Source organism: Sphingomonas sp. RS6, assembly GCF_054489705.1.
The window spans coordinates 177,084-203,495 of the sequence record NZ_JBTMWM010000004.1; the positions used below are offsets into that span (position 1 = coordinate 177,084).

Sequence of the window (26,412 nt, forward strand, 5' to 3'; positions counted from 1 at the left end):
TGCAGCAAGCCAAAAATCACGAAAATCAGCAATGGAGTCAATTTGAATATTCATTGTATAAAAACGACAATAGCATCCTATTTTGACGAAAATATTTTCGTTACGTTCTCGTAATACACCAAAGATAGTAATTTACGTCGCAATTCAATTGCTTTGGCGCCGTATTTGGTGTGCGCTGCATCGTGTGTTTAGGCGGTGCGGCTTGCCCCTCATGCCGCACTGCAACCTGAAATGGTGCGATGCGGGCGGCGAAGCGGATTGTTTTCGCCACGAACCGAGTGGCGGCGAGGGGCACGGCACCGCTTGACTACATGCGTAATCAATGCGACTACGGGTGTAGTCATGAGAGGGTGGTATGAGCGAGCGTATCAGTGAAGCCGAACATGCAGTGATGGAAGTGCTGTGGGAGGAGTCGCCGCTCACCGCGCAGGAAGTCGCCGAGCGCGTACCCGCCGAGCGGGCGTGGAGCGCCAACACGGTCAAGACACTGCTCGGCCGGCTGCTGGCCAAGAACGTCATCGCGCATGAGGAGGAGGGGCGCCGCTATCGCTATCGGCCGCTCGTCGCGCGCGGCGATTATGTTGTCGGTGAATCGCGGCGGCTGATCGATCGGCTGTTCGACGGCAAGCTGACGCCGCTGGTGGCGCATCTGGCGGAGCGCGACGCCATCACCGATCAGGACATCGCCGAGATCGAGGCGCTGCTCAAGGCGCTCAAGCAATGATCGGCTGGTGGATCGAAACCCTCGCGGCAAGCACGTTGCTGATGCTGCTCGCGCTTGCCCTGCGCGGTCCGGTCCGCCGCGCCTTCGGGCCGCAGCTTGCCTATGCGCTGTGGCTGCTGCCCGCTGCCAGGATGGTGCTGCCGCCGATGCCGGGCCAGTGGCAGCTGAGCCATTGGCTCGCGCCGCTGACGCGCTCGGCCGAACAGGGGCAGGGCGTGGTGATGGGCGTGCTGAACCCCGCCACCTTGCCGCCGACGGCCGACCAGGGGGCGGTGCTGGAGATCGACCTCAGCGCGCTGGGCCATCATCAGCCCGCCGCGCTGGTCGCGCCGACGCATGTCGCTGGCGGGCCGAGCGTGGCGATATTGCTGCTCGGGCTGTGGGCGATCGGCGCGCTGCTGTTCCTCGGCTATCACCTGATCGCGCATCGCCGCTTCTGCCGGCACCTGCTCTCTCGCGCGCGCGTCGACCGCACGGTCGCGCAGGGCCGGGTGAAGGTAATCGAAACCGATGCCGCGCACGGGCCGCTGGCCTTTGGCATCTTCCGCAAGTTCGTCGCGTTCCCGCGCGACTTTTCGGAGCGCTATGACGAGGTCGAACGCGATCTCGCGCTGGCGCACGAACTCGGCCACCATCTGCGCGGCGATCTGATCGCCAACTGGGTCGCGCTGATCGTGCTGGCCGCCCATTGGTTCAATCCAGTCGCATGGCGGGCGTTCCGCGCCTTCCGTGCCGATCAGGAAATGGCCTGCGACGCCCTGGTGCTCGCCGGCCGCGCCCAGGCACTGCGCCATGCCTATGGCCGTGCGATCGTCAAGTCCGCGCATGGGGGCGCGGTCTCGGCGGCATGTCATCTGCACACGATCAACGACGTCAAAGGGAGGTTACGCATGCTCTCGATCCACCGGAAGCTTTCCCCCATCCGCATCGGCGTGGGGCTGGCCGGAATTGCCACGGTTTCGCTCGCCGCGCTGGCGCTGACCGCATCGGGCAGCGAGGCGGCCGAGCGGCTGCGCGACGGCGTGGCTGCCGCCGGGCAGGAACAGGCGGTGCCGGCGCCCCCGGCGCCGCCCGCCGCGCCTGCGGCCCCGGCCCGACCCGCAGTGCCAGCGGCACCCGCAGTGCCGGCAGCGCCCGCCGCGTCCGCTGCACCGGCAGCGCCGGCCGCACCGGCTGCGCCCGAAGCGCCGAGCGTCCGGCACCAGATGGTGCGTGTCGATCGCACCGTGACTGATGGCCGCGCGATCGAGAAAATGGTGATCGTGCGGCGCGACGGAAAGCGGCAGGAAATCACCATGCCCGACATGGCGGCGATCCAGGCGAGCATCCCGGAGATCCGCGACGGCAATTGCGGCAAGGGGGACTGGGCCACGGTCGAGCACCGCACCGAAGGCACCAGGAAGATCATGATCATTTGCCAGGATCGGATTGCCGCAATGACCGCCGAAGCCACGCGGATGTCGATGCACGACAAGCAGATGGCGATGCGCAGCGCGCAGGCGAGCCTGGCGTTCGCGCGCCGCACCGTGGAGGCGCAGTCGGGCCTCACCGCCGAACAGCGCGCCGACGCGCTGAAGGGCATCGACGAGGCACTGGCCGAACTGCGCGACGACGCGAACGACGACGGAGATTGACCACAGGGCGCCGCCGCGCAACCGGGCGGCGGCAACCCTGGCGGGGCCGGCCTGTTCCTTCGGGGCCGGCCCCGCTCCCCACCGGCTTGCCTCGGCGCGCGGAATGCCCAAATGCGCTTGCATGACCGATGATGCGCCCACGGGCCTTGCGATCGCGCTCGAGCCGCTGGTGACGCGGGTCCTCGCGAACAATCCCTCGCCCTTCACCAACACCGGCACCCAGACCTATCTGGTGGGGGTCGACGATCTGGCGGTGATCGATCCCGGCCCCGACGACGCGGCGCACCTGGCCGCGCTGCTCGCGGCGATCGGCGGACGGCCGGTGCGGGCGATCCTGTGTACCCATACGCACCGCGATCACAGCCCCGCCGCGCCCGCGCTCAAGGCGGCGACGGCGGCACCGGTCATCGGCTGCGCCCCTCTGGCACTCGCCGATGACGGCCCGCGTGCCGATGCCTCGTTCGATACCGGCTATGCGCCCGATCGGGTGCTGGCGGATGGCGAGCAGGTTGCGGGGCAGGGCTGGACGCTGACCGCCGTCGCGACGCCGGGGCACACGTCGAACCATCTTTGCTTTGCGCTGGAGGAGCGCGGCGCGCTGTTCACCGGCGATCATGTGATGGGCTGGTCGACGACGGTGGTGGCGCCGCCGGACGGGAACATGGCGGACTATATGGCAAGCCTCGACCGGCTGATGGCGCGCGAGCAGGATCGCATCTATTATCCCGCGCACGGTGATCCGATCGAAAAGCCGCGCCGGTTCGTGCGCGGGCTGGCGGGGCATCGCAAGCAGCGCGAGGGGCAGATCGTTCGGCTGCTGGCGCAGGGCGTGACGGCCGTTCCGGCGATGGTCGAGCGCATGTATGTCGGGCTGGACCCGCGGCTGACCGGTGCGGCCGGGCGTTCGGTGCTGGCGCATCTGATCGAACTCGAAGCGCGGGGGCGCGCGGTGCGCGACGCCGATGGCTGGCGGGCAGGGCGCGTCGCGGACTGATCGCTTGGTCGCAGGCCCGTCGCACGGGCATGAAACGAATCTTAATTATGCACTAATGCGCCGGCATCGAAACTGTAACGGACGATGTCATGGCAACGGTTCTGCGACCTTTTTCTCAGGATCATGCGGACGATACGCGATTCTTCACGATCATGGCCTGCATCATGTCGGGATGGCTGGTGCTCGGCTTCTCGACGAGCCTCGTGCTCGGCCGGTCGAGCTTCGCGCTGCCGCTGATCTTTCATATTCACGCCTTTGTATTCTTCGGCTGGGTGGCACTTTATCTTCTCCAGAACGTGCTGGTGGCGAACGGCAATGTGCGCCTCCACCGGCGGCTGGGCTGGCTCGCGCTGCTCTGGCTGCCGATGATGCTCTCGCTCGGGATCGCGATGACGGTCACGTCGGTGCGCCGGGGCGCGCCGTTCTTCTTCGACGTCAACCAGTTCCTCATCAGCAATCCGCTGCATCTCACCATATTCACGGGGCTCGTCCTCGTCGCGATCCGGCTGCGGCGGCAGACCGACTGGCATCGCCGGCTCATGTTCTGCGCCTTTGCGCTGCTCACCGGCCCGGCCTGGGGCCGGCTGCTGCCGATGCCGCTGATGATCCCGTTCGCCTGGTGGGGGTGCCTCGCCGCGACGATGATCTGGCCCGCGATCGGCGCGATTGCCGATGTCCGGCGGCGCGGCCGGGTTCATCCTGCCTTCGCCTATGGCGTCGCCGCGATCCTCGCCTCGCAGGTGCTTGCCGACGTCATCGCCTATAGCCCGGCCGGCTATGCGATCACGCGGCAGGTCGTGGCGGGCACGCCGGGCGCCGATCGGCCGATACGCGCTTATCTGCCCTGATCCGCAGCGGCCGATGGTTTTTGACGGAGACTGACCAACAAAGGGGATTGTCATGGGGTTCACACGGATCGGACTGGCCTTGGCGGCGAGCCTGTTCGCCTTGCCGGCCGCAGCGCAGACATTTTCGTTCGAGTTCGCCTTTCCCTATTCGGGGCTCCCGGAGATCCCTGGTTCGGAGCTGCTGGCGTCGAACGAATATGTGACGACCGAGGTGACGGTTTACAGCCCCACCCGGCTGTCGCTCTATCGCCTCCGCCAGTCGGATTCGGACAGTCTCCTGAACTTCCTGCCGCCCGGCTCCGACGTCGATCTCGTCATCGGCGGGAACCGGTTCGAGGTGGACGATCGCGCCTTTGATCTCACCGGCGATCTGCTCGGCACCTTCTGGTTCAGCGGCGGCATGAAGAACAATCTGGGCCTGACGTTCGAAGACGGCGGCGAGGTTACGCTCTACTATGCCGATCTGCCGTTCGAATTCTATATCGACGCCAGCGCCACCTATGACGGTATCGGCCCCTTTGTCGGCCATTCGGATGTCATCTACTTCACGATGCCCGGCGATAGCGGCCTGTATCGCCTTCAGACGGCGGTGCCCGAGCCGGCCGCATGGGGAATGCTGATCGGCGGCGTCGCGCTGGCCGGCGGCATGCTTCGCCGGCGCCGCGTGCCGCCACGCGGCCAAAAGCCTGCGCCTGCCGCCTGAACGATTGGCGCGCGTCCATCGGCTCTTGATCCGTCCGGCCCGGCGGGCCACATGCCGGCTCGACAGTGGAGGATCGGATGGACGCGCGTAACGGTATCGGTGGCAGCCTGACGGGGCTGGATCTTCGCGCGGAAATCGATCGGCTCCGCAACGAGCGCAACGCCGTCATCCTCGCGCATTATTATCAGAAGCCCGAGCTTCAGGACCTGGCCGACTTTGTCGGCGACAGCCTCGATCTCAGCCGCAAGGCGGCGGAGACCGACGCCGATGTCATCGCATTCTGCGGCGTGCGCTTCATGGCGGAAACGGCCAAGATCCTGTCGCCGGACAAGATCGTCGTGCTGCCGGACATGGATGCCGGCTGCAGCCTCGAAGACAGCTGCCCGCCCGACCAGTTCGCGGCGTTCCGCGCCGCGCACCCCGATCACATCGCGCTGACCTATATCAACTGCTCGACCGAGGTGAAGGCGCTCAGCGACATCATCGTCACCAGCTCATCGGCCGAGAAGATCCTCGCGCAGATTCCGCCCGAACAGAAGATCATTTTCGGCCCCGACCGCAATCTCGGCGGCTATCTCCAGCGCAAGGTCGGCCGAGAGCTGCTGCTTTGGCCCGGCGTGTGCATCGTCCACGAAGCGTTCAGCGAAACCGAACTGCTCAAGCTGAAGGCACAGCATCCCGGCGCGCCGATCGCCGCGCATCCCGAATGCCCGGCCTATATCCTCGATCACGCCGATTATGTCGGGTCGACCAAGGGTATCCTCGATTTCTCCAAGTCGATCCCCGGCGACACGCTGATCGTCGCCACCGAGCCGCACATCATCCACCAGATGGAAAAGGCGATGCCTGACAAGCGCTTCATCGGCGCGCCGGGCGCGGACGGCAACTGCAACTGCAATATCTGCCCCTATATGGCGCTCAACACGCTTGAAAAACTGTATCTGGCGCTGCGCGACCTGACGCCGCGCATCGAGATCGAGGAGGGGCTGCGGCTGCGCGCGAAGACCAGCCTCGATCGCATGCTCGATATGGCCGGGGCCACGGTGGGGCAGGGCGATCTCGGCCCGGTGTCGTTCAGCGGATCATGATCGCGGGCGCGGCGCGCGCCTGAACATGCTTGCCGCGACACCGATCTCGCGGAGCGCCGAACGGCGCGGTGCCGGCGCCGGTTCGATCGATGCGGGCTGGCGGCCGGCCAGCCCCGCCTTCACGCCTTGCGCCACCGTCAGCTCGGGCACGCCAAGCGTACGCGCAACCGATCGGGCAAAGCCGAGCGCGTAGATCGGTGCGCCGCACCGATCGAACCGGGCCGCTTCGATCGCAATGAGATGATGATGCGAAATGCGCGTCCGCTCGGCGAGCGTCTCGAGCGACAGCCCGGCCGTTTCGCGGGCGGAGCGAAGCGTTGCCGCGGTGGTGGCCCATTCTTCAGGCAGTTGCTGGGATACCATAATTGGACAGCCGGCCTCGATGTATCGTTCCGTGTTAGTCGATAATGTGTTAAGCAATCGCAAACGTTCGCATGCTGGTCACGGGTGGGGAGGTATGCTGACGAACTGGAACCGCTCCGCCTCGGGTGCGCCGCTGTCCATGCAGGATACGGTTCGAACGTCCTTGCCGAACGACGGCGCCTCGCCATCCTTTGCGCAGGGCAGGCTGGTCGTCCGGCTGATCTCGGAGCTGCAGACGGCGATGGTCGCGGCCGGCATTCAGGCGCTGGATGGTGATCTCGATCGCGCGATCATCTTCATGGTCGTCGCCCGCGCCAGCGAGATGCGGCTGCCGGGGTCGCCGGGCACGCCGGACGATGGCCGGCCGCCAAAGGCGATCAGCATCAATGCGTTGGCGGCGTCGCTCAGCCGGCCGTTCGAAACCATGCGCCGGCATATCCACGCGCTTTGCGGGCAGGGGCTGTGCCTGCGCACCGCCGCCGGCGTGATCGTCCCCCCCGAGGTGCATGACCGTCCCGCGATCGCCGCGCTGTTCAACGCGCATCACGATGCGATGGTGCGCTTCACCGAGGATCTCGCCGGCTTCGGCGTGACGTTGCCGGAGACGCGCGGGCATGTTGTCTATGACTGGGCGGCGGGGCTCGCGGCGGCGCATGATGTCCTGCTCACCGGCATCGAATTCCACGCGCATCGCTTTCAGTCCTGGACCGACATGATCCTCGTCAACGCGATCATGTGCGCCAATGCCCGTCCGTTCACCCATGATCCCGAAATCGCGCGCCTTTATGCCGATTTCGACTCGGTTCCGCCGGAGGCGCTGCGCAAGCCGGTCTCGACCGGCGCCGTCGCGCGTGCGCTCGGCCTGCCGGCATCCACCACGCATCGTCGCGTCGCGGCGATGGTGGATGCCGGCGTGCTCACGCGCCGCTCGCGTGGCGTGATGCTTGCCGAATCGACGCTCAGCGATCCCGCCCGGATCGAGGACAGCCGCACCGGCATGGTCCATACCCGCCAAATCCTGATCCGGCTGGCGGCGGCCGGCTTCCGCTTCGATGCGCCGGCAAGCTGCTATCTCGCCGGACGACCGCCGCTGGTGCAGTTCGAATAGACGCGCGTGCGCTGCGCTTCTACAGCCCCGGCATGACCTTCGCGCTCGACCGCTTCGATCTCGACCAGTTCGTCCGCACCACGCTTGCTGAGGATCTCGGCGACGGCGGCGACATCACCTCCGCCGCCGTCATCCCGGCCGATGCGCTTTTCGAAGGCGTCATGGCATGCCGCGAGCCGATCGCGGTGGCGGGCCTGCCGATTGCCGAAGCGTTTTTCCGCGCGCTCGACCCGGATGTCGAGATCGAGCGTCTTGCGGGCGAGGGCGAGCGTGTCGCGGCGGGCGGCGTGCTGTTGCGGCTGCGCGGCCGCGCCCGCGCCATGCTGACGGCGGAGCGATCGGCGCTCAACACCGTCCAGCATCTCAGCGGCATCGCCACGATGACGCGCAGCTATGTCGACGCCATCGACGGCACCGGCGCCACCCTGCTCGACACGCGCAAGACGCTGCCTGGCCTGCGGATCCTCGAAAAATACGCGACGCGCATGGGCGGCGCGACCAATCACCGGATGGGGCTGTGGGATGCGGCGATGATCAAGGACAATCACGTCGCGGTCGCCGGATCGGTGCAGGCGGCCACCGCCCGTGCGCTGGCTGCCGGGATCGAGCGCATCATCGTCGAGGTCGATCGGATCGAGCAGATCGAACCCGCGCTCGCCGCCGGCGCCACGCATCTGCTGCTCGACAACATGGCGTCGCCGATGCTGCGCACGGCGGTGGCGCTGGTCGCCGGGCGCGTGCCGACCGAGGCGTCGGGCGGCGTGCGGCTCGATACGATCCGCGCGATCGCCGAATCCGGTGTCACCCACATCAGCGTCGGCCGCCTCACCCAGTCGGCGCCCGCCGTTGACATCGGCCTCGATTTTCGCGCCTTGTAACCTTACGGAGGGGGATATGATCAGACGGACGATCGGAATGCTGGCCGGCTTGGCCACGCTGCTGCCCGGCGCGGCGCTGGCGCAGGCGGCGATGTGCGTGACTCCGTCGCGCGTAGAGCGACCCCGGCCCGATCTGCCCAGCGCACGCGAGCCGCGACGCATTTTGCCGATCGGTGGCTACACGCTCGCGCTCACCTGGAGCCCCGGCTATTGCCGCGCGCACCGCGATGATCCGCGCAGTGCCTTTCAATGCGGCGGCGATAATCGCTTCGGCTTTACGCTGCACGGGCTGTGGCCCGATGGGCGGGGCAAGCAATGGCCGCAATATTGCGCCCCTACGACGATCCTGTCGCCGTCGCTGATCCGCAAGACGCTGTGCGCCACGCCGTCGGCCCAGCTGATCCAGCATGAATGGGCCAAGCATGGCACCTGCATGCGCGGCACCGCGGCCGAGTATTTCGATCGCTCGACCCGGCTGTATCGTGCGCTTCGCTATCCGGACATGGATCGCCTGTCGCGCGGGCGGACGACCGTCGGCGATTTCAAGCGCGCCTTTGCCGCGCGCAATCGCGGCATTCCCGCCCAGGCGATTCGCGTGACGACGACGCGCGACGGCTGGCTCGACGAGCTTTGGCTCTGCCTCGACACCCGCTTCCGCTACACCCGCTGCAAGCCGAGCAGCGGCGGCGTTGCGGATAATACGCCGCTCGCGATCTGGCGCGGCGCGCGGTGACCGCCCGCTGATCTCTCAGGGTTGCTCGATGACGCGGCTCGCCGGGTGGTGCTTGTCGAGATAGCGTTTGATCAGCCGTACGTTGCGCGTGTTCGATCGGAAGAAGAAATCGGGGATCGCGCCGACGAACGGAATCATCCCGAGCGCCCAGTCGACACCGATATTGCCGGCCATCCGCGCGATAGTGCGCTTCGGCATGCCCAGGTTGCGCGCCTCCCAGGCCAGGTAGGCGCCCATCGCCGCCGCGACGCTGGGGCCGATGCCGGGGACGAAATCGAGTACCACGTCGAGCCCCAGTTTCTGGCTGGTGCCGGGAATCGTCAGGCTGCGTTCGAGCAGATGCTCCATCGCCTCGATGCGCTGGCGCACCGCGGCGGCGTCCCGGCCGAGCGGAAGCCGATCGGTAAAGCCTTGTTCCATCCGTCGTGCGCGGGTCATGCGGTTCACTCCTTGCGGAGATGGTTCAACGGGTGCACCGCGCGGGCGTTCCCCTGCCAGGCACTCAGCCGAAGCGCGACGATCGACCATCGCAGCGGCTGGGCGATCGGAATGAAACTGTTCTCGGCGGTCAGCAGCGCGTCCGCCTCGGCGATACGGTGCTGGCGGTTGTAGAGATCGGGTGCATCGCGCGCGGCCGCGATCAGCGTCGCGGCATCCTCCGAACAGCGCTGGCACGCGGTGGCGAGATACCAGCGCGCACTGTCATAGGGGGCCACCGCGTCGATCAGCTTCAGCGCGGCCCCGGGATCGTCGATCGCGACGCGTCGCGGATCGAGCCCGACGCGAATGAGCGAGGCGGCGAGATAGCCCCATAGTCTCGTGGCGCCGGGCCCCGCCGGCAGCGCGATCGCAATCTCGATACGTCCGGGATTCGCCTTGCGCCAGGCGGCGACGCGCTCGCGGGCGGTCTTCAGCCGGGCGTCGGCGTCCAGCTCGGCCCAGGCGGGGCGGGCGGGCGGGGCCGCCGAATCGAGCTGCGCGGGCAACAGCGTCTCCGTCGCGCTCCACTTCGGCGCCAACGCGCCCGTCAGCGCGGCCCGATCGATCGCCATCGCGATCGCGGCACGATTGTCGGCGCTCGCCAGAAAGCCTTCGGGGCGCGTCACGGCTAGGCCGAACAGGCCCGTTGCTGGATCGAAGTGGATATTCTCGGCCGCGATCCCCGCCTGGCCCACCAGCGGCCAGTCGGCGATCGTGCCGCCGAGCACCAGATCCGATGCCGCCTTGCGAAACCGCGCCACCGCCCGGGCCGCGCGTTCGCCGTGCAGGCGCACCATCGTCTCGGGCGGTGGTTTCGGATCGCCTTCTTCCTCGGGCAGGCGGGCGGGTTCGAGCAACAGCCCCGCCCGTTTCCCGTCGACCACCCGGAACGGGCCAGTGCCGGTAAAGCTGCGCGGGCGGAACACCGCCATTTCGGGCTGGGCGAACAGATTGAGCAGATCGGGCCGCGGATGTTTCAGCCGAACCTCGATCACCTGCGGCGTCATCTCGACGATCTCGTCGATCACCGCCAGATGTTCGGCCAGCCGGCTTCGCGACGCCTGCGCGGTTGCCCGCCGCAGCGCGCGCACCACTTCGCCGGCGGTGACCGGTTCGCCGTCCGGCCAGGTGGCATCGCCCAGCCGGAAGATATAGCTGCGCGCGTCGTCGATGACATTCCAGCGCTCGGCAAGCGCCGGCTCGATCTGGCCATTGGCGTCGAAGCGCACCAGCCCCTGCGCCGTCGCGGTGAGCGCCACGTCCTGCGCCGGCGTCAGCGGGCCGGCATTGGGATCGGCAAACAGGCGGGGGCCGCCGATCGCACTGACTACCACCGGCATGTCATCGGGGCGCTGCCCCTCCGGCCCGCACGCCGCCACGGCGAGGACTAGGGCGATCAGGGGCAGGGGGGTGCGGGGCATGGCGGCTCCGGGTGGCGAGGACAGGCCGAGGTCTATGGGCGCGGGCTCGCGCTGCCAACCCCCTGCGGCGCGGCCACGGTTGATGACGGGGGGCCGCACCGGCTAGGGCGGCGCGATGGACAAGGGGCGCATCAGACGGGCACCACGTGCCGCCGGACCGATCGGCATGGCCCTGCGCGCCTATCTGCTGGTTCGGACGATCGGCTGGTTCTTCACGCGCCCCGCCACCGGCGGCGTCCGCGCGATCGCGGTGACGCCGGAAGGGCGCGTCGTGCTGGTGCGCCACAGCTATCTCCGCGGCTGGCACCTGCCGGGGGGCGGGCAGAATGCGAAGGAAACGCCGCACGATGCGCTGCTGCGCGAGTTGCGCGAAGAGATCGGGATGATCGGGCACGGTGATGTCCGGCTGCTCGGCACCTTGCGCCACCAGCCCAATTTTCGGCGCGATACGGTAACGCTCGCCGTGGTCGAATCGGTCCGTTACGCCTTTCGGCCGTCGCTCGAGATTATCGATGCATCGGCATTCGATCCGCGGGCGCTGCCGGCCGATACCGGCCCTGCCACGCGCAGGCGGATCGAGGACTGGTTGGCCGACCGGCGGCCGCCCGCCGACTGGTAGGGCAAGGCCGCTGGTGCGGACGGCGGGACTCGAACCCGCACGCCCCGAGGGGCAGAAGATTTTAAGTCTCCGGCGTCTACCGATTCCGCCACGTCCGCGTTGCCCGCACGCATGACGAAGCGAGCCGCCCCGTCAAGTGGCACCCTCACATGTTGAGGCGCGCGCGCATCTCTTTGCCGGGTTTGAAATAGGGAACACGCTTGGCCTCGACGGCCACCGATTCGCCGGTGCGCGGATTACGCCCGACGCGCGCATCGCGCGACCGGGTGGAAAAGGCGCCGAAGCCGCGTAGCTCGACCCGACCGTCCGCGCTCAACCGTTGCACGATTTCGTCGAAGAAGATGGAAACGATTGTCTCCACCTCGGCGGTCGAAAGCCCCGGGTTATCCTGCGCCAGCAACTGCACCAACTCAGAACGGATCATCCGCTCCCCTCCCTTGGGGTACGCGAGCCCCAAGGCCCATGTACCGCTATCCCCAAGGAAACCCTAGCGCTGTTGTGCAATCTTCATCAACCCGAAGATTTAAAAAATATTGCAATTCTTGTAAGATAAAGGGGCATTGAAGGGTGCGGGGGCGGCCGATGCCGCCCCCGCGACCGATCAGTTGCGCTCGTTGCGCGCCTTCAGCGCCTCGCCGAGGATGTCGCCCAGCGACGCACCCGAATCGGACGAGCCATACTGCTGAACGGCCTGCTTCTCTTCGGCGATCTGCATCGCCTTGATCGAGAAGGTCGGCTTCTTCGAACGATCGAAGCCGGTGACCATCGCATCGAACTTCTGGCCGACCTGGAAACGCTCCGGACGCTGCTCGTCGCGGTCGCGGCCGAGATCGGTGCGCTTGATGAAGCCGGTCGCGCCGTCCTCGCCAACCTGCACTTCGAGGCCCGCGTCGCGAACTTCGAGCACGGTGACGGTGACGATCTGGTTCTTGCCCAGGCGATCCGCACCGCCGGTCGAACCGGCAGCGGCAACGCCGCCACGCTCGAGCTGCTTCATGCCGAGCGAGATGCGCTCCTTGTCGGCTTCGACGGCCAGAACGATCGCGGTGACGGTCTCGCCCTTGCGGTGCAGGTTGAGCGCGTCTTCACCCGAAATGCCCCAGGCGATGTCGGACATGTGGACCATGCCGTCGACGTCGTTGTCCAGGCCGATGAACAGGCCGAACTCGGTGGCGTTCTTGACTTCGCCCTCGACGGTCGAGCCCACGGGATGTTCTTCGGCGAACTTTTCCCACGGATTCTGCTGGGCCTGCTTGAGGCCGAGCGAGATGCGGCGCTTTTCCTGATCGACTTCGAGGACGACGACTTCGACTTCCTGGCTGGTCGAAACGATCTTGCCCGGATGGACGTTCTTCTTGGTCCAGCTCATTTCGGAGACGTGGACCAGGCCTTCGATGCCCGGCTCCAGCTCGACGAACGCGCCATATTCGGTGATGTTCGTGACGCGGCCCGACAGCTTCGCGCCGACCGGATACTTCACGCCCGCGCCATCCCACGGATCGCTCTCGAGCTGCTTCATGCCCAGCGAGATGCGCTGCGTGTCGCGGTTGATGCGGATGATCTGAACGCGAACGGTGTCGCCGATGTTCAGCACTTCCGACGGGTGGTTGACGCGCTTGTAGCTCAGGTCGGTGACGTGCAGCAGGCCGTCGATGCCGCCCAGGTCGACGAACGCACCGTAATCGGTGATGTTCTTGACGACGCCGTCGATCACCTGGCCTTCGGCGAGGCTCTGGATCAGGCCCGAACGCTGCTCGGCGCGGGTTTCCTCGAGCACCGCGCGACGCGACACGACGATGTTGCCGCGCTTGCGGTCCATCTTCAGGATCTGAAAGGGCTGCGGAATGTCCATCAGCGGGGTGACGTCGCGCACCGGGCGGATATCAACCTGCGAACCGGGCAGGAAGGCCACGGCGCCCGACAGGTCGACCGTGAAGCCGCCCTTGACGCGGCCGAAGATGACGCCTTCGACGCGGGCCGACTTGGCGAATTCGGTTTCCAGCTTGTCCCAGGCGGCTTCGCGGCGGGCGCGGTCGCGGCTGAGCATCGCTTCGCCGTTCGCATTCTCGACGCGGTCGACATAGACTTCGACTTCGTCGCCGACCTTCAGGTCAGCCTTCTGGCCTGGCGCGGCGAATTCGCGCAGCGGCACGCGGCCTTCGGACTTGAGGCCGACGTCGATGACCGCCAGGTCGTTCTCGATGCCGGTGACGGTGCCGATCACGACGCGGCCTTCAAAGCCGTCCGCCTGACCGAGCGTCTGGTCGAGCATTGCCGCGAAATCGTCGCGGGAGGGATTTGCCACAGTGGCCATAAAAGTTTGTTTCCTAATTCGTTTTTTCCGGCCAACCGGTTGGATCCGGCGGTCTTGAGGGCCAGAAACGCCGCGGCGGCCCCATGCCGGTCGCGGCATCGCACGGGCGAGGGCGTGTTGAGGATGGCCGGACGCGCATAAACGCGAAACGGGCGCATGGAGTCGCACTCCAGCACCGAACCTCCGCAAGCGCCCGCTCGCAGGACGCGCGCGCCTTAGCGCCATTTGCCCGGGATCGCAAGGTTTCCCTGGCGCTGCCGCCCCGGACGGCCGGCCTACTGCTCGGTCGCGCCCCGGCGCTGCTCGACGATCTCGATCGCGCGCTGCACGGCGGCATCGATCGACAGGAAGCTCGTGTCGAGCGTCGCCGCGCCTTCGGCCTGCGTCAGCGGCGCCGCGCTGCGGCCGGAGTCGCGCTCGTCGCGGGCGCGGATGTCTGCCAGCACCTTGTCCAGGCTCGCCGCGATGCCGGCCTTGCGCAATTCGGCGTGGCGGCGTTGGGCACGGATCGTCGGCGTCGCCTTGACGAACAGCTTCACATCGGCGTCCGGCGCGATCACCGTGCCGATGTCGCGCCCGTCGAGCACGGCGCCGCCGGCCTGCTGCGCGAATTTCTTCTGCCGGGTCATCAGCGCCGAACGGACCAGCGGATGCGCCGAGACCACCGATGCGATCTGGCCGACCTCATCGCTGCGCAGCCACGGATCGGCCAGCAGCGCATCGTCGAATCCGCACGCGGCAACGGCATCGGCTTCCTTTTCCGGGTCGAGTTCCTCGCGCAGCACCGTTGCCGCCACCGCACGATAGAGCAGGCCGGTATCGAGATGCGGCAGGCGGTAATGGCGGGCCAGGGCGCGGGCGATGGTGCCCTTGCCCGACGCGGCGGGTCCGTCGACGGCGATAATCATGCGTTCCCCTCGCCACTGCGCATGGCGACGTCAAGGGAGTCGGGGTGAAACGGCACCGCTCAGCCGGCGGTCAGCGCGTCCAGCGTCGCAAAGAAGTCGGGATAACTGGTCGCCACCGGCGCAACGTCGTCGATCGCGATCGGCTTGGCAGCGGCGAGCGCCGCCACCGTCATGCTCATCGCGATCCGGTGGTCGAGCTTGGTCGCCACCGATCCGCCGCCGGGCAGGGCGGCACCCGCCGAACCCTCGATGGCCAAGCCGTCCTCATATTCCTCGGTCACCACGCCGCACGCTTCCAGCGCGGTGCGCATCGTGGCGATCCGATCCGATTCCTTCACGCGCAGCTCATGCGCCCCGCGCGCCACCGTGCGGCCCTTGGCGAGCGACGCGGCGACGAACAGCACCGGATATTCGTCGATCATGCTGGGCGCCAGCTCGGCGGGCACCTCGATCGCGTTCAGCGGCGCGTGGCGCACCACCAGATCGGCGACCGGCTCGCCGCCGACGGTCCGCGCATTGGTTTCGGCGATGTCGGCACCCATCATGCGCAGCGCAGTGATCAGGCCGGTGCGCGTGGGGTTCATGCAGACATTCGCGATCGTGATCTCCGATCCCGGCACGATCGACGCCGCGACCATCCAGAAGCCGGCCGAGGAGGGGTCGCCGGGCACCACGATATGCTGCGGCTTCAACTCGGCCTCGCCGGTGATCGAGATGATCTTGCCCTCGGGCGAGTCCTCGACGGTCAGCTCGGCGCCGAACCCGCGCAGCATGCGTTCGCTATGGTCGCGCGTCGGCACGGGTTCGATCACGCGGGTGATTCCCGGCGTGTTGAGGCCCGCGAGCAGGATCGCCGACTTCACCTGTGCAGAGGCGACCGGCAGCACATATTCGATAGGCACTGCCGGGCAGAGCCCACGCACCATCAGCGGCAGGCGGCCGCCCGGCGTCGCGGTGATCTCCGCGCCCATCTGGGCAAGCGGCTCGATCACCCGCCCCATCGGCCGGCCCGAGAGCGATGCGTCGCCGATGAAGGTCGCGGTGATCGGATGGCTGGAGACCAGGCCCATCAGCAGCCGGGTCGACGTGCCCGAATTGCCCATGTCGAGCGCCTGGGCGGGCTGCATCAGTCCGCCGACGCCCACGCCGTTCACCCGCCAGACGCGATCGTCGCCGCGTTCCACCTTCGCGCCCATCGCCCGCATCGCCGCGGCGGTGGCGAGCACGTCCTCGCCCTCCAGCAGCCCCTCGATCCGGCTTTCGCCCACCGCCAGCGCCGAAAACATGATCGCGCGGTGGCTGATCGACTTGTCCCCGGGAACGGTGACAATGCCCTTGAGCGGGCCGCGGGCGGAAAGGGTGAGGGGGGAGGCTTCTGCGTGCGACATGGGCGCGGCTTTGACAGGCGGCTTGCAGCATGGCAAGGCGCGCCCCACTTTCCGGGATCACAACCCGAAACTCCGAATAATCGAAAGGCTAAAGAGGCACACTATGGTGAAGCCGGAATGGGGCACCAAGCGCACTTGCCCGAAATGCGGTACGCGCTTCTACGATCTGCAGAAGGACGATCCGGTGACCTGCATCAATTGCGGCGTCACCTGGGAGCCGGAACCGATCCTGAAGTCGAAGCAGCCGCTGCCGTTCGAAGCGGCCAAGGCTGACAACGAAAAGGCCGAGAACGCTGATTCGGATCTGGGTGACGAGGATCTGGACATCGGCGCCGATGACGAGGAACCCTCGGCGGATGACGATGTCGATCTCGGCGGCGACGACGATCTCGGCGTCGAGGCCGTTTCGGACGACGACGAACAATAATTTCGGAAAAATGGCGAGGATGGAAAAACCATCCTTGCCAACCCGGCGAAGCCCTTCTAAAGGGCTCGCCTCCCAAGGGAATGGGGCCGTAGCTCAGCTGGGAGAGCGTCGCAATGGCATTGCGAAGGTCAGGGGTTCGATCCCCCTCGGCTCCACCATTCCCTCCCCCGAACAGAAGCAGCGATGAACGCTGAGGATCGCGGATCGCTCGATCGATTCGTCGATGCGCAGGACGCCGTCTATCGGGCTGCCCTCGCCGAAATCCGGCACGGGCGAAAACGCTCCCACTGGATGTGGTTCATCTTTCCCCAGCTTGCCGGGCTCGGCCGCAGCGACACGGCGCGGTTCTACGCCATTCGCGATCTCGCCGAGGCGCGCGCCTATCTCGCGCATCCATTGCTCGGCGCCCGCTATGTCGAATGCGTGGAAGCGCTCCAGGATCTCGAAACGGCCGATCCGGTCGCCGTGTTCGGCGGGATCGATGCGATCAAGCTGCGCTCGTCGCTCACGCTGTTTGAAATCGCGGAGCCGACGCCGCTTCTGGCCGCCGCGCTCGGGCGGTGGTTCGGCGGCGTCGGCGATCCCGAAACGTTACGCCTTCTGGGGGCGGCCGGTCATTCCGGCTGGTCGGCAAGCGAATAGATGCGCTCGGTCGGCACCCATTTGGTGTCGGCGGGGGCAAAGGCGATGCGGCGCTGAAATCCGTCCATCAGCCGCTCCCATGCCTGCACATCGGGATCGGCGGCATCCCGCGCGGCCTTGGCGGCCGGATCGAACGCGTCGCTGGTCTCCATCACCATCACCAGCCGGTCGCCGGCGTGCCAGATTTCCATGTTGCTGATGCCGCTCTCGCGAATCGACCGGTTCACGGCGGCAGGCGGGCCGCCCGGGCGGTGCCAGTGCCGATAGGCCTCGATCGCCTCCGGTTCGTCCTTCAGGTCCAGTATCAATATGTGGCGCATCCATCGCTCCCCTAATGATCGTGTGGGAGGTAGCGCGGATGACGGCGATGTTCGAGCCGCATTCAGCGCCGGTTCCATCGCCGGCCAACGAGCGTGAAGGTGGCAAACGGGCGCTTAACGCCATTTCATAAGCAGGCGGTAACGGCCAGCGAGCGATCATTCCGCATTGGAGTTGAGCCATGATCGCCGCCAACGTCGCCTATACCGGATTGCAGGCCAGCGTCGCCCGACTGAATGTCAGCGCGCAGAATCTGGCCAACGCCAACACGACCGGCGAGACCGTCAAGGCGGTTCCGGCCGTCGCCGCGGCAGGGCGCGTCGAAAACAGCGCCTACCGGCCGGTCGCGCTGTATCAGGCGGCCGCTGCGGCTGGCGGCGTCACCTCGCGCGTCGTGACGAGCGACCCTGGCACCGTCCAGCGCTATGACCCGGACTCGGCCGACGCCGATGAGGACGGGATGATCGAGGCGCCCGATGTCGACGAAGGGGCCGAGGCGGGCGAGCAGGTAAAGGCCTTGTCGGCCTATCGTGCGAACCTGTCAGTCATTCGCGCCGACGATCAGATGCAGGGCACGCTGCTCGACATGGTCGCGTAACCGAGCACGCCTGCGGCGCCGTACCGCAGGCGTGCCCGGGCGCCGAGTGACGTCAGGCCAGTGTCAGGCCGACATCGACATTGTTGCGGGTCGCATTCGAATAGGGGCAGACCTGGTGCGCGGCATCGACCAGTTTCTGCGCCTCCGCACGATCCAGGCCGGGCAGATCGACCAGCAGATCGGCCGTGATGCCGAAGCCGCCTTCGGAACGCGGGCCGATGCCCACGGTCGCGGTGACCTTTGTCTCGGCCGGCACCTTGATCTTCAGCTGTGCACCCACCGCCTTCAGCGCGCCGATGAAGCATGCCGAATAGCCCGCAGCGAACAGCTGCTCGGGATTGGTGCCGTCGCCGCCGGCGCCGCCCAGTTCCTTCGGGGTGGAGAGTTTGACGTCGAGCACGCCATCGGCCGAACGCGCGCTGCCGTCGCGACCGCCGGTTGCAGTTGCCTGGGTGCTGTACTTCACATCGACCGACATGGGTATCTCCTTGCTGTACGATAATGATTATCGCGATAATGTTTAGATAATGCGGCACGTCGCCCTTGTCCAGCCGATTCGTTATCGCGATATAGGATTTGTCCCGCCAAGGTCGGCGGGCAGGAGTGTTTTGAAGATGCCAGCCCCGCTTCCGCTCGACGGTCAGCTCTGCTTCTCGCTGTACAGCGCCAGCATGGCGATCACGCGCGTCTACAAGCCGATCCTCGACCGGCTGGGGATCACCTATCCGCAATATCTGGTGCTGCATGCGCTGTGGGAAGCGGATGGCCGTACGGTCGGCGCGATCGGCGAGCGGCTGTCGCTCGAATCGAGCACGATCACGCCGCTGGTCAAGCGGCTGGAAGCGGCCGGCCTGGTGACGCGCAAGCGCAGCCCGGCGGATGAACGCCGGGTGCAGGTGTTCCTCACCGAGGCCGGCCGCGCGATCCGCGAAGAATGCGGCTGTCTTGGCGAAGCGGTGCTCGAAAAGACCGATCTGTCGCTCGATCGCCTGGCGACGCTCAACCGCGAGGCGCAGGCGCTGCGCGATTCGCTTTCCGGCGACTGAGAGAGCATTTGGAAATTCGATCGGGTCGGCCGCCGAATTCCCAAACGGTCTCTGAGCGCCGTCACTCGACGGTGAAGGTCAGCCCCGCATGGGCCTCCAGCCGCTTCCGGAGTTCGCCCGGCATCAGCGCGCCTGCGGTCCAGATGCCGCCATCGCCCGCCACGTCGCGCACCAGGCACAGCGCGCTTTCGGCGATCATCTTGCTGGTCGATCCGTAGCCGGGATCGCGATCGCCCTTCACGCTCAGCCGCACCGATTGTCCGTCGGTCGCCTCGGCGATGAACAGGATGTCGTAATGGCCGCTCTCGCGCTCTTCCTTGCTCGGGCCTTCGCCGGGCGCGGGGCCCTTGTCTGCGGCCATCGGGTTCAGCTTGGCGAGCGCCTCGGCCGCCGCCTTGCCGATCTCGCCCAGTCCCGGCACGACCATCATCTCGTCATAGCGAAAGTCGCGGCCATAGGGGAAATCGCCAAGGAAGTTGGTGCGGTGGACGTTCTTGGTGTTGATCACCGCCATCATGAACGGCGCCACCCAGGCATCGACCGCCTCGTCGTGATGCGGCACCATCCCGTTCGGCTGATGCGGCCCTTCAAAGCCGGGGGCGAGCGCAAAGGGATCGATCATCAGCTTCATGATCGATGGATCCTTCGCGGCGGCCGCCATCGTCGCCTTGCCGCTGGCGAAGGTGCCGCCGGACATCGTGCCTTTCATCGCGCGGATGCGGCACTTCACGCGGGGTGCCGGCTTGCCGAAGCGCCGGATCGCCTCCTGCTGGACGGCATGGACGCCCAGATCGAACGGGATCGAATCGAACCCGCAGGAAAACACGATCCGCGCGCCGCTCGCTTTCGCTGTGCCCTCATATTTGTCGATCATCTGGCGCATCCAGGCGGGTTCGCCGCACAGGTCGACATAGGCCGTGCCGGTCTTCGCGCAGGCGGCGAGCAGTGCCTCGCCGTGCAGCTGATAGGGGCCGACCGTGGTGATCACGACGCGGGCGCGCGCGACCAGCGCCTCCAGCGCCGCCGGGTCGGCGGCATCCGCCATCAGCAGCGGGGTATCGGCCGGCGCGCCGATCTCGTCGCGCACCTGCTGGAGCCGGGTGAGCGAACGTCCCGCCATCGCCCAGGCCAGATCGGGATAGGTGGCGGCGACATAGTCGGCCACGAGCCGGCCGGTAAAGCCGGTGGCGCCATAGACGATCAGGTCGAACTCCGCCATTTTCCTCTCCTTTGCGATACCCGATGTTCCAACTTCGCGTGTCATCGGTGTGGTGGTGCCATACCCTTACCGCGATTGTCGCGCATGTGCCAGCGCCTGGCGGCCGGCCCTTGCCGCCCGCGCGCTTGCGGCTACATGGAGGGTTCGCCCCTATCGCCGGACCCGCACCCCATGCTTCGCCTTTCTGGACTATCGTTGCCGCTCGATCATCCCGCCGACGCGCTGCCCGGCGCGATCGCGGCGCGGCTCGGCGTGGCACCGGCGGCGGTGCGCGGTTTCACCGTGTTCAAGCGCGGCAACGACGCGCGGCGGCGCAACGCGATCCAGCTCGTCTATACCGTCGATGTCGATCTGGCGGACGAGGCCGAGGTGCTGGCGCGGCTGGCCGGCGACAAGGATGTGCGCCCCACGCCGGACATGGTCTATCGCCCGCCGGTGCACGCGCCCGAGGGCTGGCAGGGCCTGCGCCCCGTGGTGATCGGCGCCGGGCCATGCGGCCTGTTCGCCGGGCTGATCCTCGCGCAGATGGGCTTTCGCCCGATCATCCTCGATCGCGGCAAGATCGTGCGCGAGCGGACCAAGGACACCTGGGGCCTGTGGCGCCGTTCGGAGCTCAACCCCGATTCCAACGTCCAGTTCGGCGAGGGCGGGGCGGGCACCTTCTCCGACGGCAAGCTCTATTGCCGGGTAAAGGACCCGCGCTTCCTCGGCCGCAAGGTGCTCGAGGAGTTCGTGAAGGCGGGCGCCCCCGACGACATCCTCTGGCAGGCGCACCCGCATATCGGCACCTTCCGCCTCGTCACGATGGTGGAAAGCATGCGCCGCACCATCGAGGAACTGGGCGGCGAATATCGCTGGCAGACCCGCGTCGACGGCGTCGAGCTGGACGCGCAGCGCAACGTGCGCGGCCTGCACCTGCACGACGGCAGCTTTCTCGAGGCGGATCATGTCGTCCTCGCGGTCGGCCACAGCGCGCGCCCGACCTTCGAGATGCTCTACGGCCGCGGCATTCATATCGAGGCCAAGCCCTTCTCGATCGGCGTGCGGATCGAACATCCGCAAAGCTGGATCGATCAGGCGCGCTTCGGCAATTGCGCCCGGCATCCCGATCTCGGCGCGGCGGCCTATGCGCTGTCGCACCACTGCGCGAACGGGCGGACGGTCTACAGCTTCTGCATGTGCCCCGGCGGCCGGGTGGTCGCAGCAACCTCGGAAGAAGGCCGCGTCGTCACCAACGGCATGAGCCAATATTCGCGCGCCGAATTCAACGCCAATTCCGGCCTCGTCGTCGCGATCGATCCGGCGCGCGACTATCCCGGCGGCCCGCTCGCCGGCATCGAACTGCAGCGCAAGTGGGAGGATGCCGCCTTCGTCGCGGGCGGTTCCAACTACAACGCGCCGGGCCAACTGGTCGGCGACCTCCTCGCCGGACGCCCCTCGACCGCGCTCGGACAGGTCGTGCCCAGCTACAAACCCGGCGTCACGCCCACCGATCTCGGCCAGTGCCTGCCCGGCTTCGTGATCGAGGCGTTCCGCGAGGCGCTGCCCGTGTTCGGCCGCCAGATCGCGCGCTACGACCATCCAGAAGCGGTGATGACGGGCGTCGAGACGCGCACCTCCTCGCCGATCCGCATCACGCGCGGCGCCGATTTCCAAAGCATCAACACGCCGCATCTGTTCCCGGCGGGCGAGGGCGCCGGCTATGCCGGTGGCATCCTTTCGGCCGCGATCGACGGAATCAAGGTCGCCGAGGCGGTGGCACGGAGCATCACAACGGCCTGATCGGCGGCTTAACCACGATCTTGCCGCCCGGCGGAACACCGGTGTCCTATAATGGACGCGAAGGGATGGTCTGTGCGGCACTACAGTGAAGAGGCGCGGCTCGACGCGCTAAATCAGCTCAAGCTTCTAGACACGCCGCCCAGCGAGACGTTCGATCGCATCACCCGTATGGCGAGCCAGATCTTCGCGCTGCCGATCGCAGCGGTTTCTTTGACCGATCACGATCGCCAATGGTTCAAGTCGCGGGTCGGCGTCGAGCATGACTCGATCCCCCGTGAAAAGGCGCCCTGCGCCGAAGTGGCGGAAACCTGCGCGTCGCTGGTGATCGAGGATTTCGCCGCGGACCCGGTGTACGCCGACAGCCTGTTGGCGCGCATGGGCACCCGTTTCTATGCCGGCGCGCCGCTGATCACCACCGAAGGCTATGGCCTCGGCTCGCTCTGCGTGCTCGGCACCGAACCGCGTCGCGCGAGCCAGGCGGAGCTGGCGGCGCTCACCGATCTCGCGGCGATGGTGATGGCGCAGATCGAGTTGCAGCATGCGTTCGGCCGGGTCGATCCGGTCAGCGGCCTGCCGACGCGCACGCAGTTCCGCGACGATCTGCTCGACCTTGCCCGCGATCATGCAGGCGAATCCCGCTATGCCGTCCTCGTCGATCTGGCGCGCGACGATCAGGTCAGCCGCATCCTCCGCGCGATGGGGAGCGCCCGGCTCGACGAGATGCTGCGCGAAGCGGCGTCCTCGCTCCAGGCCCTGCTCGGGCCGGAGCGCCCGGTCTATCATGTCGGCAACGTCCAGTTCGCGTTCGTGTCGCCGCCCGGGATCGAGCAATCCGCCTATCTCGCCAAGATCCAGACCGGCTTCGATATCTTGCGCGCAACCTCGTCGGCGCGGTTCGTCACCAGCGTGGCAATCGGCGTGCGGCCGTTCCGCGTCGGAGAGGTGGGGGCCGACGATCTGCTGCGCGGTGCGGCCAGCGCGGCGCAGGATGCACGAAAGGCCGATGGTGCGATCGCGCTCTACTGCGCGTCGAGCGATATCGCGCATCGCCGCAAGTACCAGCTACTGCAAGATTTCGGCGCCGCACTTGAGGCGAGCGATCAGTTGAGTCTCGTCTTTCAGCCGCGGGTCGAACTGGCAACCGGCCGTTGCGTCGGCGCCGAGGCGTTGCTGCGCTGGCGCCACCCCCTGTTTGGCGACGTGTCGCCCGCCGAGTTCGTGCCGATCGTCGAGCAGACCGCGCTGGCCCGGCCGACGACGCAATGGGTGATCCAGACCGCGCTCGATCAGCTGGCACGCTGGCGCGATGCCGGGTTCGATCTCGCAATGTCGATCAACATCTCGGCCGCCAATCTGATGGAGCCCGATCTGGTCGAGCGCATCCAGCTCGGCCTGATGGCGCGCGCGCTGCGGCCCGACCGGCTCGAGATCGAGATCACCGAAAGCGCGATGATGGAAAATCCCGACGCGGCGCTCGCGATGCTGCGCGAGCTGGCCGACGCCGGTATTCCGCTGGCGGTCGACGATTTCGGCACCGGCCACAGCAGCCTCGCCTATCTCCAGAAGCTGCCGGTGCAGGTGGTCAAGATCGACCAGGCCTTTGTCCGCGACCTCAGCGATGCAGCCGGGCCCGACTTTCTCCTCGTCGAGGCGATGGTGGGGCTCAGCCACAAGCTCGGCTACCGGGTGGTGGCAGAGGGGATCGAGACGGCCCAGGCAGCGGCGGTGCTCACCGCGATGGGGTGCGAGGAGGCGCAAGGCTATCTGTTCGGCGCCCCGATGGACGTAACGGCGTTCGCAGGCTGGCTGGCGCGCGGAGACGCGCGGGAGAGCGCGGCCTGACTTGTCCGGGCGGGCGCCCCCCATCTGATCCTCCCCCGGAGGGGGGGACCGGCGAAGCCGGTGGAGGGGTAGTCTCCGCGAGCGATAACGACAATGTGGCGGATCACGCACCACTTTCGGCCGTTCGCAAGGTCGGCTACCGCTCGACCCTCAACTTGGAGGTTGTATGTCGGGGTTTGCGAATAGCGGGGATATACCTTTCTTGTTGGGCTTCTTTGTAGTGATCGCCGCGATCACGGCTGCTATCACGATTTCCGCACAGCGCTTTCGACCGAACGCCAGTAGTGCTGCCGTCGCCATCGCTTCGGCATTGGTACTCCCAGCTTTCGTCTTTGCCTTGGGTTTCGTAGCATTCGTGTTGATGAGCACCGAAAACTCGCCAGATGCAGCTGGCATGCTTTTGGCTGGAGTAATCGGTATGACGATCGTTGCCTTGCCAGTCAGCTTACTGACTTCCGTCGTGGTGGTTTCCATGTATCGACGGTGAACGTCCGTTCTCGACCAACGTCCGCCCCTTACCCCGCCTCCTGAAACTGCAACGCCGAAAGCCGCGCATAGAGCCCGCCCTTGGCGACCAGTTCGGCATGGGTGCCCGTCTCGACGATCCGGCCCTCGTCCATCACCACGATGCGCCCTGCCGCGCGGACGGTGGCGAGGCGGTGGGCGATCACCAGCGTCGTGCGGTTCGCCATCAGCCGGTCGAGCGCATCCTGCACCAGCCGCTCGCTTTCGGCGTCAAGCGCGCTCGTCGCCTCGTCGAGCAGCAGGATCGGCGCGTCGCGCAGCAGCGCGCGGGCGATGGCGAGCCGCTGGCGCTGCCCGCCGGACAGGCGCGCGCCGCCTTCGCCCAGGAACGTCTCCAGCCCCTGCGGCAGATCGCGCAGGAAATCGGCCGCATTCGCCGCCTCCGCCGCGGCCCAGATCGCCTCGTCCGATGCGTCCCATTTGCCGTAGCGCAGATTGTCCCGCGCGCTGGCGGCGAAGATCACCGTTTCCTGCGGCACCATCGCCATGCGGGCACGCACATCGGCGGGGTCGGCGCGCGGGACCGGCACGCCGTCGATGCGGATTTGGCCGGCTTCCGGATCGTAGAATCGCTGGAGCAGCTGGAACAGCGTCGACTTGCCCGCGCCCGACGGGCCGACCACCGCCACCGTCTCGCCCGGCGCGACGAACAGCGAGAAATCGCTGAGCGCCGAGACTTCGGGCCGGGTGGGGTAGCGGAAGGTGACGCAATCGAACGCGATCGCGCCTTCCGCCGGGCGGGGCAGGGGCAGCGGCTCCGCCGGCGGCGCGATCTCGGGCTCGGCGACGAGCAGTTCGGCGAGCCGGCTCGCCGCGCCCGACGCGCGCAGCAGGTCGCCATAAACCTCGGTGAGCGCGCCGAACGATCCGGTGACGAGCCCGGCGGTGATCACGAACGCGGTGATCGAGCCGCCCGAAATCGTGCCGGCCGCGACGCCCGACACCGCATCCCACATGATCAGCGTCACTGCGGTGAACAACAGCCCGATGATCAGCGCCGTCATCACCGCACGCAGGCCGAAGCGCTTCTTGGCGGCGGCGAAGCTGCGTTCGACGGCCAGCTCGAATCGCTGGCCCTCGCGCGGCTCCTGGCCGAACGCCTGGACGATGCGCATCGCGCCCAGCGCCTCGGATGCGATCGCGCCGATATCGGCCACCCGGTCCTGGCTCGATCGCGACAGCTGGCGGATGCGGCCGCCCAGCCAGACGATCGGCAGCACCGTGATCGGGATGCCGACGATCAGGAACGCGGCGATCTTCGGCGCCAGCGCAAACAGATAGATGACGCCGCCGACGCCGGTCAGGAAATTGCGCAGCGCGATCGAGACGGTCGATCCCACCACTTGCTCGACGATCGCGGTGTCAGACGTGAGGCGCGAGGCGATCTCGGACGGCCGGTTCTCCTCGAACCAGCTTGGCGACAGGCGCAGCAGGTTGCGATGGACCGCGACGCGCAGGTCGGCGACGGTGCGTTCGGCCACCCAGGAGACGAAGAAGAAGCGCACGGCGGTGGCGACCGAAAGCACCGCGACGACCGCGAGCAGACCCTGGAAATAGACGCCGATCCGGCTGGTGTCGGCGCCCGCCGCGAAACCGTTGTCGACGATCTGCTTGAACGTGCGCGGAATCCACAGCGTCGCCGCCGAGGAGGTGAACAGCGCCAGGATGCCGATCGCCAGTTGCAGCGGATAGCGGCGGGTGAAACGCCAGATGACGAGGAGGTTGCTCAGCTTGCGGCGCGGCTGCGCTGGCGGGGTCGGTTCGGCCATGCGCGATCGAGTAGCGCGGTTCGCGGGCAAGGGGAACACCT

28 protein-coding genes and 2 tRNA genes are annotated in these 26,412 nt (G+C 67.2%); 17 read left to right on the forward strand and 13 right to left on the reverse strand.

What is annotated here, in order from left to right; genetic code table 11:
- Nucleotides 1-355: 355 nt before the first annotated feature.
- The 6 genes from ACX40Y_RS10125 to nadA all read left to right on the forward strand — a co-directional run bounded on the left by ACX40Y_RS10125 (nucleotide 356) and on the right by nadA (nucleotide 5,991).
- Entirely contained in the window at nucleotides 356-724 is a 369-nt protein-coding gene (locus tag ACX40Y_RS10125) for a BlaI/MecI/CopY family transcriptional regulator (protein WP_459119429.1), read from the forward strand.
- Nucleotides 721-2,358: a M56 family metallopeptidase gene (locus ACX40Y_RS10130; RefSeq protein ID WP_459119430.1), complete on the forward strand. Its 1,638-nt coding sequence runs from the start codon at nucleotides 721-723 to the stop codon at nucleotides 2,356-2,358. The genes ACX40Y_RS10125 and ACX40Y_RS10130 overlap by 4 nt, the downstream gene beginning before the upstream one ends.
- 121 nt (nucleotides 2,359-2,479) lie before the next feature.
- The gene (locus ACX40Y_RS10135; RefSeq protein ID WP_459119431.1) at nucleotides 2,480-3,352 is read left to right on the forward strand and encodes an MBL fold metallo-hydrolase; all 873 of its coding nucleotides are present in this window, start codon (nucleotides 2,480-2,482) and stop codon (nucleotides 3,350-3,352) included.
- Nucleotides 3,353-3,441: 89 nt separating this feature from the next.
- Nucleotides 3,442-4,200, forward strand: coding sequence for a hypothetical protein (locus tag ACX40Y_RS10140; protein ID WP_459119432.1), 759 nt, complete (start codon nucleotides 3,442-3,444; stop codon nucleotides 4,198-4,200).
- Between the two features lie 52 nt (nucleotides 4,201-4,252).
- Complete coding sequence (locus ACX40Y_RS10145; protein WP_459119433.1) at nucleotides 4,253-4,903, forward strand: PEPxxWA-CTERM sorting domain-containing protein; 651 nt, start codon at nucleotides 4,253-4,255, stop codon at nucleotides 4,901-4,903.
- A 77-nt stretch (nucleotides 4,904-4,980) separates the two neighbouring features.
- A complete protein-coding gene (nadA, locus tag ACX40Y_RS10150) occupies nucleotides 4,981-5,991 on the forward strand; it encodes a quinolinate synthase NadA (protein ID WP_459119434.1) in 1,011 nt (336 codons plus the stop codon).
- Here the strand turns inward: nadA and ACX40Y_RS10155 are convergent.
- Nucleotides 5,986-6,354, reverse strand: coding sequence for a helix-turn-helix domain-containing protein (locus ACX40Y_RS10155; RefSeq protein ID WP_459119435.1), 369 nt, complete (start codon nucleotides 6,352-6,354; stop codon nucleotides 5,986-5,988). The genes nadA and ACX40Y_RS10155 overlap by 6 nt on opposite strands.
- Before the next feature lie 94 nt (nucleotides 6,355-6,448).
- Between ACX40Y_RS10155 and ACX40Y_RS10160 the strand changes: the two genes are divergently transcribed.
- Genes ACX40Y_RS10160 through ACX40Y_RS10170 form a run of 3 tightly spaced genes read left to right on the forward strand, consistent with a single transcriptional unit; the run spans nucleotide 6,449 to nucleotide 9,073 of the window.
- Entirely contained in the window at nucleotides 6,449-7,462 is a 1,014-nt protein-coding gene (locus tag ACX40Y_RS10160; protein WP_459119436.1) for a winged helix-turn-helix domain-containing protein, read from the forward strand.
- A gap of 32 nt (nucleotides 7,463-7,494) precedes the next feature.
- Nucleotides 7,495-8,340, forward strand: coding sequence for a carboxylating nicotinate-nucleotide diphosphorylase (nadC, locus tag ACX40Y_RS10165; RefSeq protein ID WP_459119437.1), 846 nt, complete (start codon nucleotides 7,495-7,497; stop codon nucleotides 8,338-8,340).
- A 16-nt stretch (nucleotides 8,341-8,356) separates the two neighbouring features.
- On the forward strand, nucleotides 8,357-9,073 hold the full coding sequence (locus tag ACX40Y_RS10170) for a ribonuclease T2 family protein (RefSeq protein WP_459119438.1): 717 nt from the start codon (nucleotides 8,357-8,359) through the stop codon (nucleotides 9,071-9,073).
- A gap of 15 nt (nucleotides 9,074-9,088) precedes the next feature.
- On the opposite strand, the gene ACX40Y_RS10175 is transcribed toward ACX40Y_RS10170, so the two are convergent.
- Both ACX40Y_RS10175 and ACX40Y_RS10180 read right to left on the reverse strand, forming a co-directional pair.
- On the reverse strand, nucleotides 9,089-9,511 hold the full coding sequence (locus tag ACX40Y_RS10175) for a DUF4112 domain-containing protein (RefSeq protein ID WP_459119439.1): 423 nt from the start codon (nucleotides 9,509-9,511) through the stop codon (nucleotides 9,089-9,091).
- A gap of 5 nt (nucleotides 9,512-9,516) precedes the next feature.
- Nucleotides 9,517-10,974 carry an ABC transporter substrate-binding protein gene (locus ACX40Y_RS10180; RefSeq protein WP_459119440.1) on the reverse strand — a complete coding sequence of 486 codons (1,458 nt, stop codon included), beginning with the start codon at nucleotides 10,972-10,974 and terminating at the stop codon, nucleotides 9,517-9,519.
- Between the two features lie 115 nt (nucleotides 10,975-11,089).
- On the opposite strand from ACX40Y_RS10180, the gene ACX40Y_RS10185 reads away from it, so the two are divergent.
- The gene (locus tag ACX40Y_RS10185) at nucleotides 11,090-11,593 is read left to right on the forward strand and encodes an NUDIX domain-containing protein (RefSeq protein WP_459119441.1); all 504 of its coding nucleotides are present in this window, start codon (nucleotides 11,090-11,092) and stop codon (nucleotides 11,591-11,593) included.
- A gap of 11 nt (nucleotides 11,594-11,604) precedes the next feature.
- Here the strand turns inward: ACX40Y_RS10185 and ACX40Y_RS10190 are convergent.
- From ACX40Y_RS10190 to aroA, 5 genes are all read right to left on the reverse strand, one after another.
- A tRNA-Leu gene (locus ACX40Y_RS10190) sits at nucleotides 11,605-11,691 on the reverse strand.
- Nucleotides 11,692-11,738: 47 nt separating this feature from the next.
- Complete coding sequence (locus ACX40Y_RS10195; RefSeq protein WP_459119442.1) at nucleotides 11,739-12,017, reverse strand: integration host factor subunit beta; 279 nt, start codon at nucleotides 12,015-12,017, stop codon at nucleotides 11,739-11,741.
- A 177-nt stretch (nucleotides 12,018-12,194) separates the two neighbouring features.
- Complete coding sequence (rpsA, locus tag ACX40Y_RS10200; protein WP_459119443.1) at nucleotides 12,195-13,907, reverse strand: 30S ribosomal protein S1; 1,713 nt, start codon at nucleotides 13,905-13,907, stop codon at nucleotides 12,195-12,197.
- Nucleotides 13,908-14,182: 275 nt separating this feature from the next.
- On the reverse strand, nucleotides 14,183-14,815 hold the full coding sequence (locus ACX40Y_RS10205) for a (d)CMP kinase (protein WP_459119444.1): 633 nt from the start codon (nucleotides 14,813-14,815) through the stop codon (nucleotides 14,183-14,185).
- Nucleotides 14,816-14,874: 59 nt separating this feature from the next.
- Nucleotides 14,875-16,203 (reverse strand): 3-phosphoshikimate 1-carboxyvinyltransferase, encoded by a 1,329-nt coding sequence (aroA, locus tag ACX40Y_RS10210; protein WP_459119445.1) that lies wholly within the window; start codon nucleotides 16,201-16,203, stop codon nucleotides 14,875-14,877.
- Between the two features lie 103 nt (nucleotides 16,204-16,306).
- Between aroA and ACX40Y_RS10215 the strand changes: the two genes are divergently transcribed.
- From ACX40Y_RS10215 to ACX40Y_RS10225, 3 genes are all read left to right on the forward strand, one after another.
- Nucleotides 16,307-16,630: a TIGR02300 family protein gene (locus tag ACX40Y_RS10215; protein ID WP_459119446.1), complete on the forward strand. Its 324-nt coding sequence runs from the start codon at nucleotides 16,307-16,309 to the stop codon at nucleotides 16,628-16,630.
- Nucleotides 16,631-16,712: 82 nt separating this feature from the next.
- Nucleotides 16,713-16,788: transfer RNA gene (locus tag ACX40Y_RS10220), tRNA-Ala, on the forward strand.
- 25 nt (nucleotides 16,789-16,813) lie between these two features.
- Nucleotides 16,814-17,272, forward strand: a complete 459-nt coding sequence (locus tag ACX40Y_RS10225) for a DUF1810 domain-containing protein (protein WP_459119447.1) — start codon at nucleotides 16,814-16,816, stop codon at nucleotides 17,270-17,272.
- Here the strand turns inward: ACX40Y_RS10225 and ACX40Y_RS10230 are convergent.
- Nucleotides 17,245-17,592 carry an L-rhamnose mutarotase gene (locus ACX40Y_RS10230; RefSeq protein WP_459119448.1) on the reverse strand — a complete coding sequence of 116 codons (348 nt, stop codon included), beginning with the start codon at nucleotides 17,590-17,592 and terminating at the stop codon, nucleotides 17,245-17,247. The genes ACX40Y_RS10225 and ACX40Y_RS10230 overlap by 28 nt on opposite strands.
- A 179-nt stretch (nucleotides 17,593-17,771) precedes the next feature.
- Here ACX40Y_RS10230 and ACX40Y_RS10235 point away from each other — a divergent pair, with 179 nt between their 5' ends.
- Nucleotides 17,772-18,188, forward strand: coding sequence for a flagellar basal body rod protein FlgC (locus tag ACX40Y_RS10235; RefSeq protein WP_459119449.1), 417 nt, complete (start codon nucleotides 17,772-17,774; stop codon nucleotides 18,186-18,188).
- 52 nt (nucleotides 18,189-18,240) lie between these two features.
- Here ACX40Y_RS10235 and ACX40Y_RS10240 read toward each other — a convergent pair whose 3' ends face one another.
- The gene (locus ACX40Y_RS10240; RefSeq protein WP_459119450.1) at nucleotides 18,241-18,666 is read right to left on the reverse strand and encodes an organic hydroperoxide resistance protein; all 426 of its coding nucleotides are present in this window, start codon (nucleotides 18,664-18,666) and stop codon (nucleotides 18,241-18,243) included.
- A gap of 136 nt (nucleotides 18,667-18,802) precedes the next feature.
- Here ACX40Y_RS10240 and ACX40Y_RS10245 point away from each other — a divergent pair, with 136 nt between their 5' ends.
- Nucleotides 18,803-19,234 carry a MarR family winged helix-turn-helix transcriptional regulator gene (locus ACX40Y_RS10245; RefSeq protein ID WP_459119451.1) on the forward strand — a complete coding sequence of 144 codons (432 nt, stop codon included), beginning with the start codon at nucleotides 18,803-18,805 and terminating at the stop codon, nucleotides 19,232-19,234.
- A gap of 61 nt (nucleotides 19,235-19,295) precedes the next feature.
- Here ACX40Y_RS10245 and ACX40Y_RS10250 read toward each other — a convergent pair whose 3' ends face one another.
- Complete coding sequence (locus ACX40Y_RS10250) at nucleotides 19,296-20,453, reverse strand: saccharopine dehydrogenase family protein (RefSeq protein ID WP_459119452.1); 1,158 nt, start codon at nucleotides 20,451-20,453, stop codon at nucleotides 19,296-19,298.
- Nucleotides 20,454-20,624: 171 nt separating this feature from the next.
- Between ACX40Y_RS10250 and ACX40Y_RS10255 the strand changes: the two genes are divergently transcribed.
- Together ACX40Y_RS10255 and ACX40Y_RS10260 are read left to right on the forward strand one after the other, a co-directional pair.
- Nucleotides 20,625-22,235 (forward strand): NAD(P)/FAD-dependent oxidoreductase, encoded by a 1,611-nt coding sequence (locus tag ACX40Y_RS10255; RefSeq protein ID WP_459119453.1) that lies wholly within the window; start codon nucleotides 20,625-20,627, stop codon nucleotides 22,233-22,235.
- 72 nt (nucleotides 22,236-22,307) lie between these two features.
- On the forward strand, nucleotides 22,308-24,077 hold the full coding sequence (locus tag ACX40Y_RS10260; RefSeq protein ID WP_459119454.1) for a putative bifunctional diguanylate cyclase/phosphodiesterase: 1,770 nt from the start codon (nucleotides 22,308-22,310) through the stop codon (nucleotides 24,075-24,077).
- A gap of 150 nt (nucleotides 24,078-24,227) precedes the next feature.
- Here the strand turns inward: ACX40Y_RS10260 and ACX40Y_RS10265 are convergent, their stop codons facing one another.
- Both ACX40Y_RS10265 and ACX40Y_RS10270 read right to left on the reverse strand, forming a co-directional pair.
- Nucleotides 24,228-24,551 carry a hypothetical protein gene (locus ACX40Y_RS10265; RefSeq protein ID WP_459119455.1) on the reverse strand — a complete coding sequence of 108 codons (324 nt, stop codon included), beginning with the start codon at nucleotides 24,549-24,551 and terminating at the stop codon, nucleotides 24,228-24,230.
- 41 nt (nucleotides 24,552-24,592) lie between these two features.
- Entirely contained in the window at nucleotides 24,593-26,371 is a 1,779-nt protein-coding gene (locus ACX40Y_RS10270; RefSeq protein ID WP_459119456.1) for an ABC transporter transmembrane domain-containing protein, read from the reverse strand.
- Nucleotides 26,372-26,412 lie beyond the last annotated feature (41 nt).

Bases quoted from the DNA above. Each gene is read 5' to 3' on its own strand.
- ACX40Y_RS10125 (WP_459119429.1), top strand. From the start codon at position 356: ATGAGCGAGCGTATCAGTGAAGCCGAACATGCAGTGATGGAAGTGCTG.
- ACX40Y_RS10130 (WP_459119430.1), top strand. From the start codon at position 721: ATGATCGGCTGGTGGATCGAAACCCTCGCGGCAAGCACGTTGCTGATG.
- ACX40Y_RS10135 (WP_459119431.1), top strand. From the start codon at position 2,480: ATGACCGATGATGCGCCCACGGGCCTTGCGATCGCGCTCGAGCCGCTG.
- ACX40Y_RS10140 (WP_459119432.1), top strand. From the start codon at position 3,442: ATGGCAACGGTTCTGCGACCTTTTTCTCAGGATCATGCGGACGATACG.
- ACX40Y_RS10145 (WP_459119433.1), top strand. From the start codon at position 4,253: ATGGGGTTCACACGGATCGGACTGGCCTTGGCGGCGAGCCTGTTCGCC.
- nadA (WP_459119434.1), top strand. From the start codon at position 4,981: ATGGACGCGCGTAACGGTATCGGTGGCAGCCTGACGGGGCTGGATCTT.
- ACX40Y_RS10155 (WP_459119435.1), bottom strand. From the start codon at position 6,354: ATGGTATCCCAGCAACTGCCTGAAGAATGGGCCACCACCGCGGCAACG.
- ACX40Y_RS10160 (WP_459119436.1), top strand. From the start codon at position 6,449: ATGCTGACGAACTGGAACCGCTCCGCCTCGGGTGCGCCGCTGTCCATG.
- nadC (WP_459119437.1), top strand. From the start codon at position 7,495: ATGACCTTCGCGCTCGACCGCTTCGATCTCGACCAGTTCGTCCGCACC.
- ACX40Y_RS10170 (WP_459119438.1), top strand. From the start codon at position 8,357: ATGATCAGACGGACGATCGGAATGCTGGCCGGCTTGGCCACGCTGCTG.
- ACX40Y_RS10175 (WP_459119439.1), bottom strand. From the start codon at position 9,511: ATGACCCGCGCACGACGGATGGAACAAGGCTTTACCGATCGGCTTCCG.
- ACX40Y_RS10180 (WP_459119440.1), bottom strand. From the start codon at position 10,974: ATGCCCCGCACCCCCCTGCCCCTGATCGCCCTAGTCCTCGCCGTGGCG.
- ACX40Y_RS10185 (WP_459119441.1), top strand. From the start codon at position 11,090: ATGGACAAGGGGCGCATCAGACGGGCACCACGTGCCGCCGGACCGATC.
- ACX40Y_RS10195 (WP_459119442.1), bottom strand. From the start codon at position 12,017: ATGATCCGTTCTGAGTTGGTGCAGTTGCTGGCGCAGGATAACCCGGGG.
- rpsA (WP_459119443.1), bottom strand. From the start codon at position 13,907: ATGGCCACTGTGGCAAATCCCTCCCGCGACGATTTCGCGGCAATGCTC.
- ACX40Y_RS10205 (WP_459119444.1), bottom strand. From the start codon at position 14,815: ATGATTATCGCCGTCGACGGACCCGCCGCGTCGGGCAAGGGCACCATC.
- aroA (WP_459119445.1), bottom strand. From the start codon at position 16,203: ATGTCGCACGCAGAAGCCTCCCCCCTCACCCTTTCCGCCCGCGGCCCG.
- ACX40Y_RS10215 (WP_459119446.1), top strand. From the start codon at position 16,307: ATGGTGAAGCCGGAATGGGGCACCAAGCGCACTTGCCCGAAATGCGGT.
- ACX40Y_RS10225 (WP_459119447.1), top strand. From the start codon at position 16,814: ATGAACGCTGAGGATCGCGGATCGCTCGATCGATTCGTCGATGCGCAG.
- ACX40Y_RS10230 (WP_459119448.1), bottom strand. From the start codon at position 17,592: ATGCGCCACATATTGATACTGGACCTGAAGGACGAACCGGAGGCGATC.
- ACX40Y_RS10235 (WP_459119449.1), top strand. From the start codon at position 17,772: ATGATCGCCGCCAACGTCGCCTATACCGGATTGCAGGCCAGCGTCGCC.
- ACX40Y_RS10240 (WP_459119450.1), bottom strand. From the start codon at position 18,666: ATGTCGGTCGATGTGAAGTACAGCACCCAGGCAACTGCAACCGGCGGT.
- ACX40Y_RS10245 (WP_459119451.1), top strand. From the start codon at position 18,803: ATGCCAGCCCCGCTTCCGCTCGACGGTCAGCTCTGCTTCTCGCTGTAC.
- ACX40Y_RS10250 (WP_459119452.1), bottom strand. From the start codon at position 20,453: ATGGCGGAGTTCGACCTGATCGTCTATGGCGCCACCGGCTTTACCGGC.
- ACX40Y_RS10255 (WP_459119453.1), top strand. From the start codon at position 20,625: ATGCTTCGCCTTTCTGGACTATCGTTGCCGCTCGATCATCCCGCCGAC.
- ACX40Y_RS10265 (WP_459119455.1), bottom strand. From the start codon at position 24,551: ATGGAAACCACCACGACGGAAGTCAGTAAGCTGACTGGCAAGGCAACG.
- ACX40Y_RS10270 (WP_459119456.1), bottom strand. From the start codon at position 26,371: ATGGCCGAACCGACCCCGCCAGCGCAGCCGCGCCGCAAGCTGAGCAAC.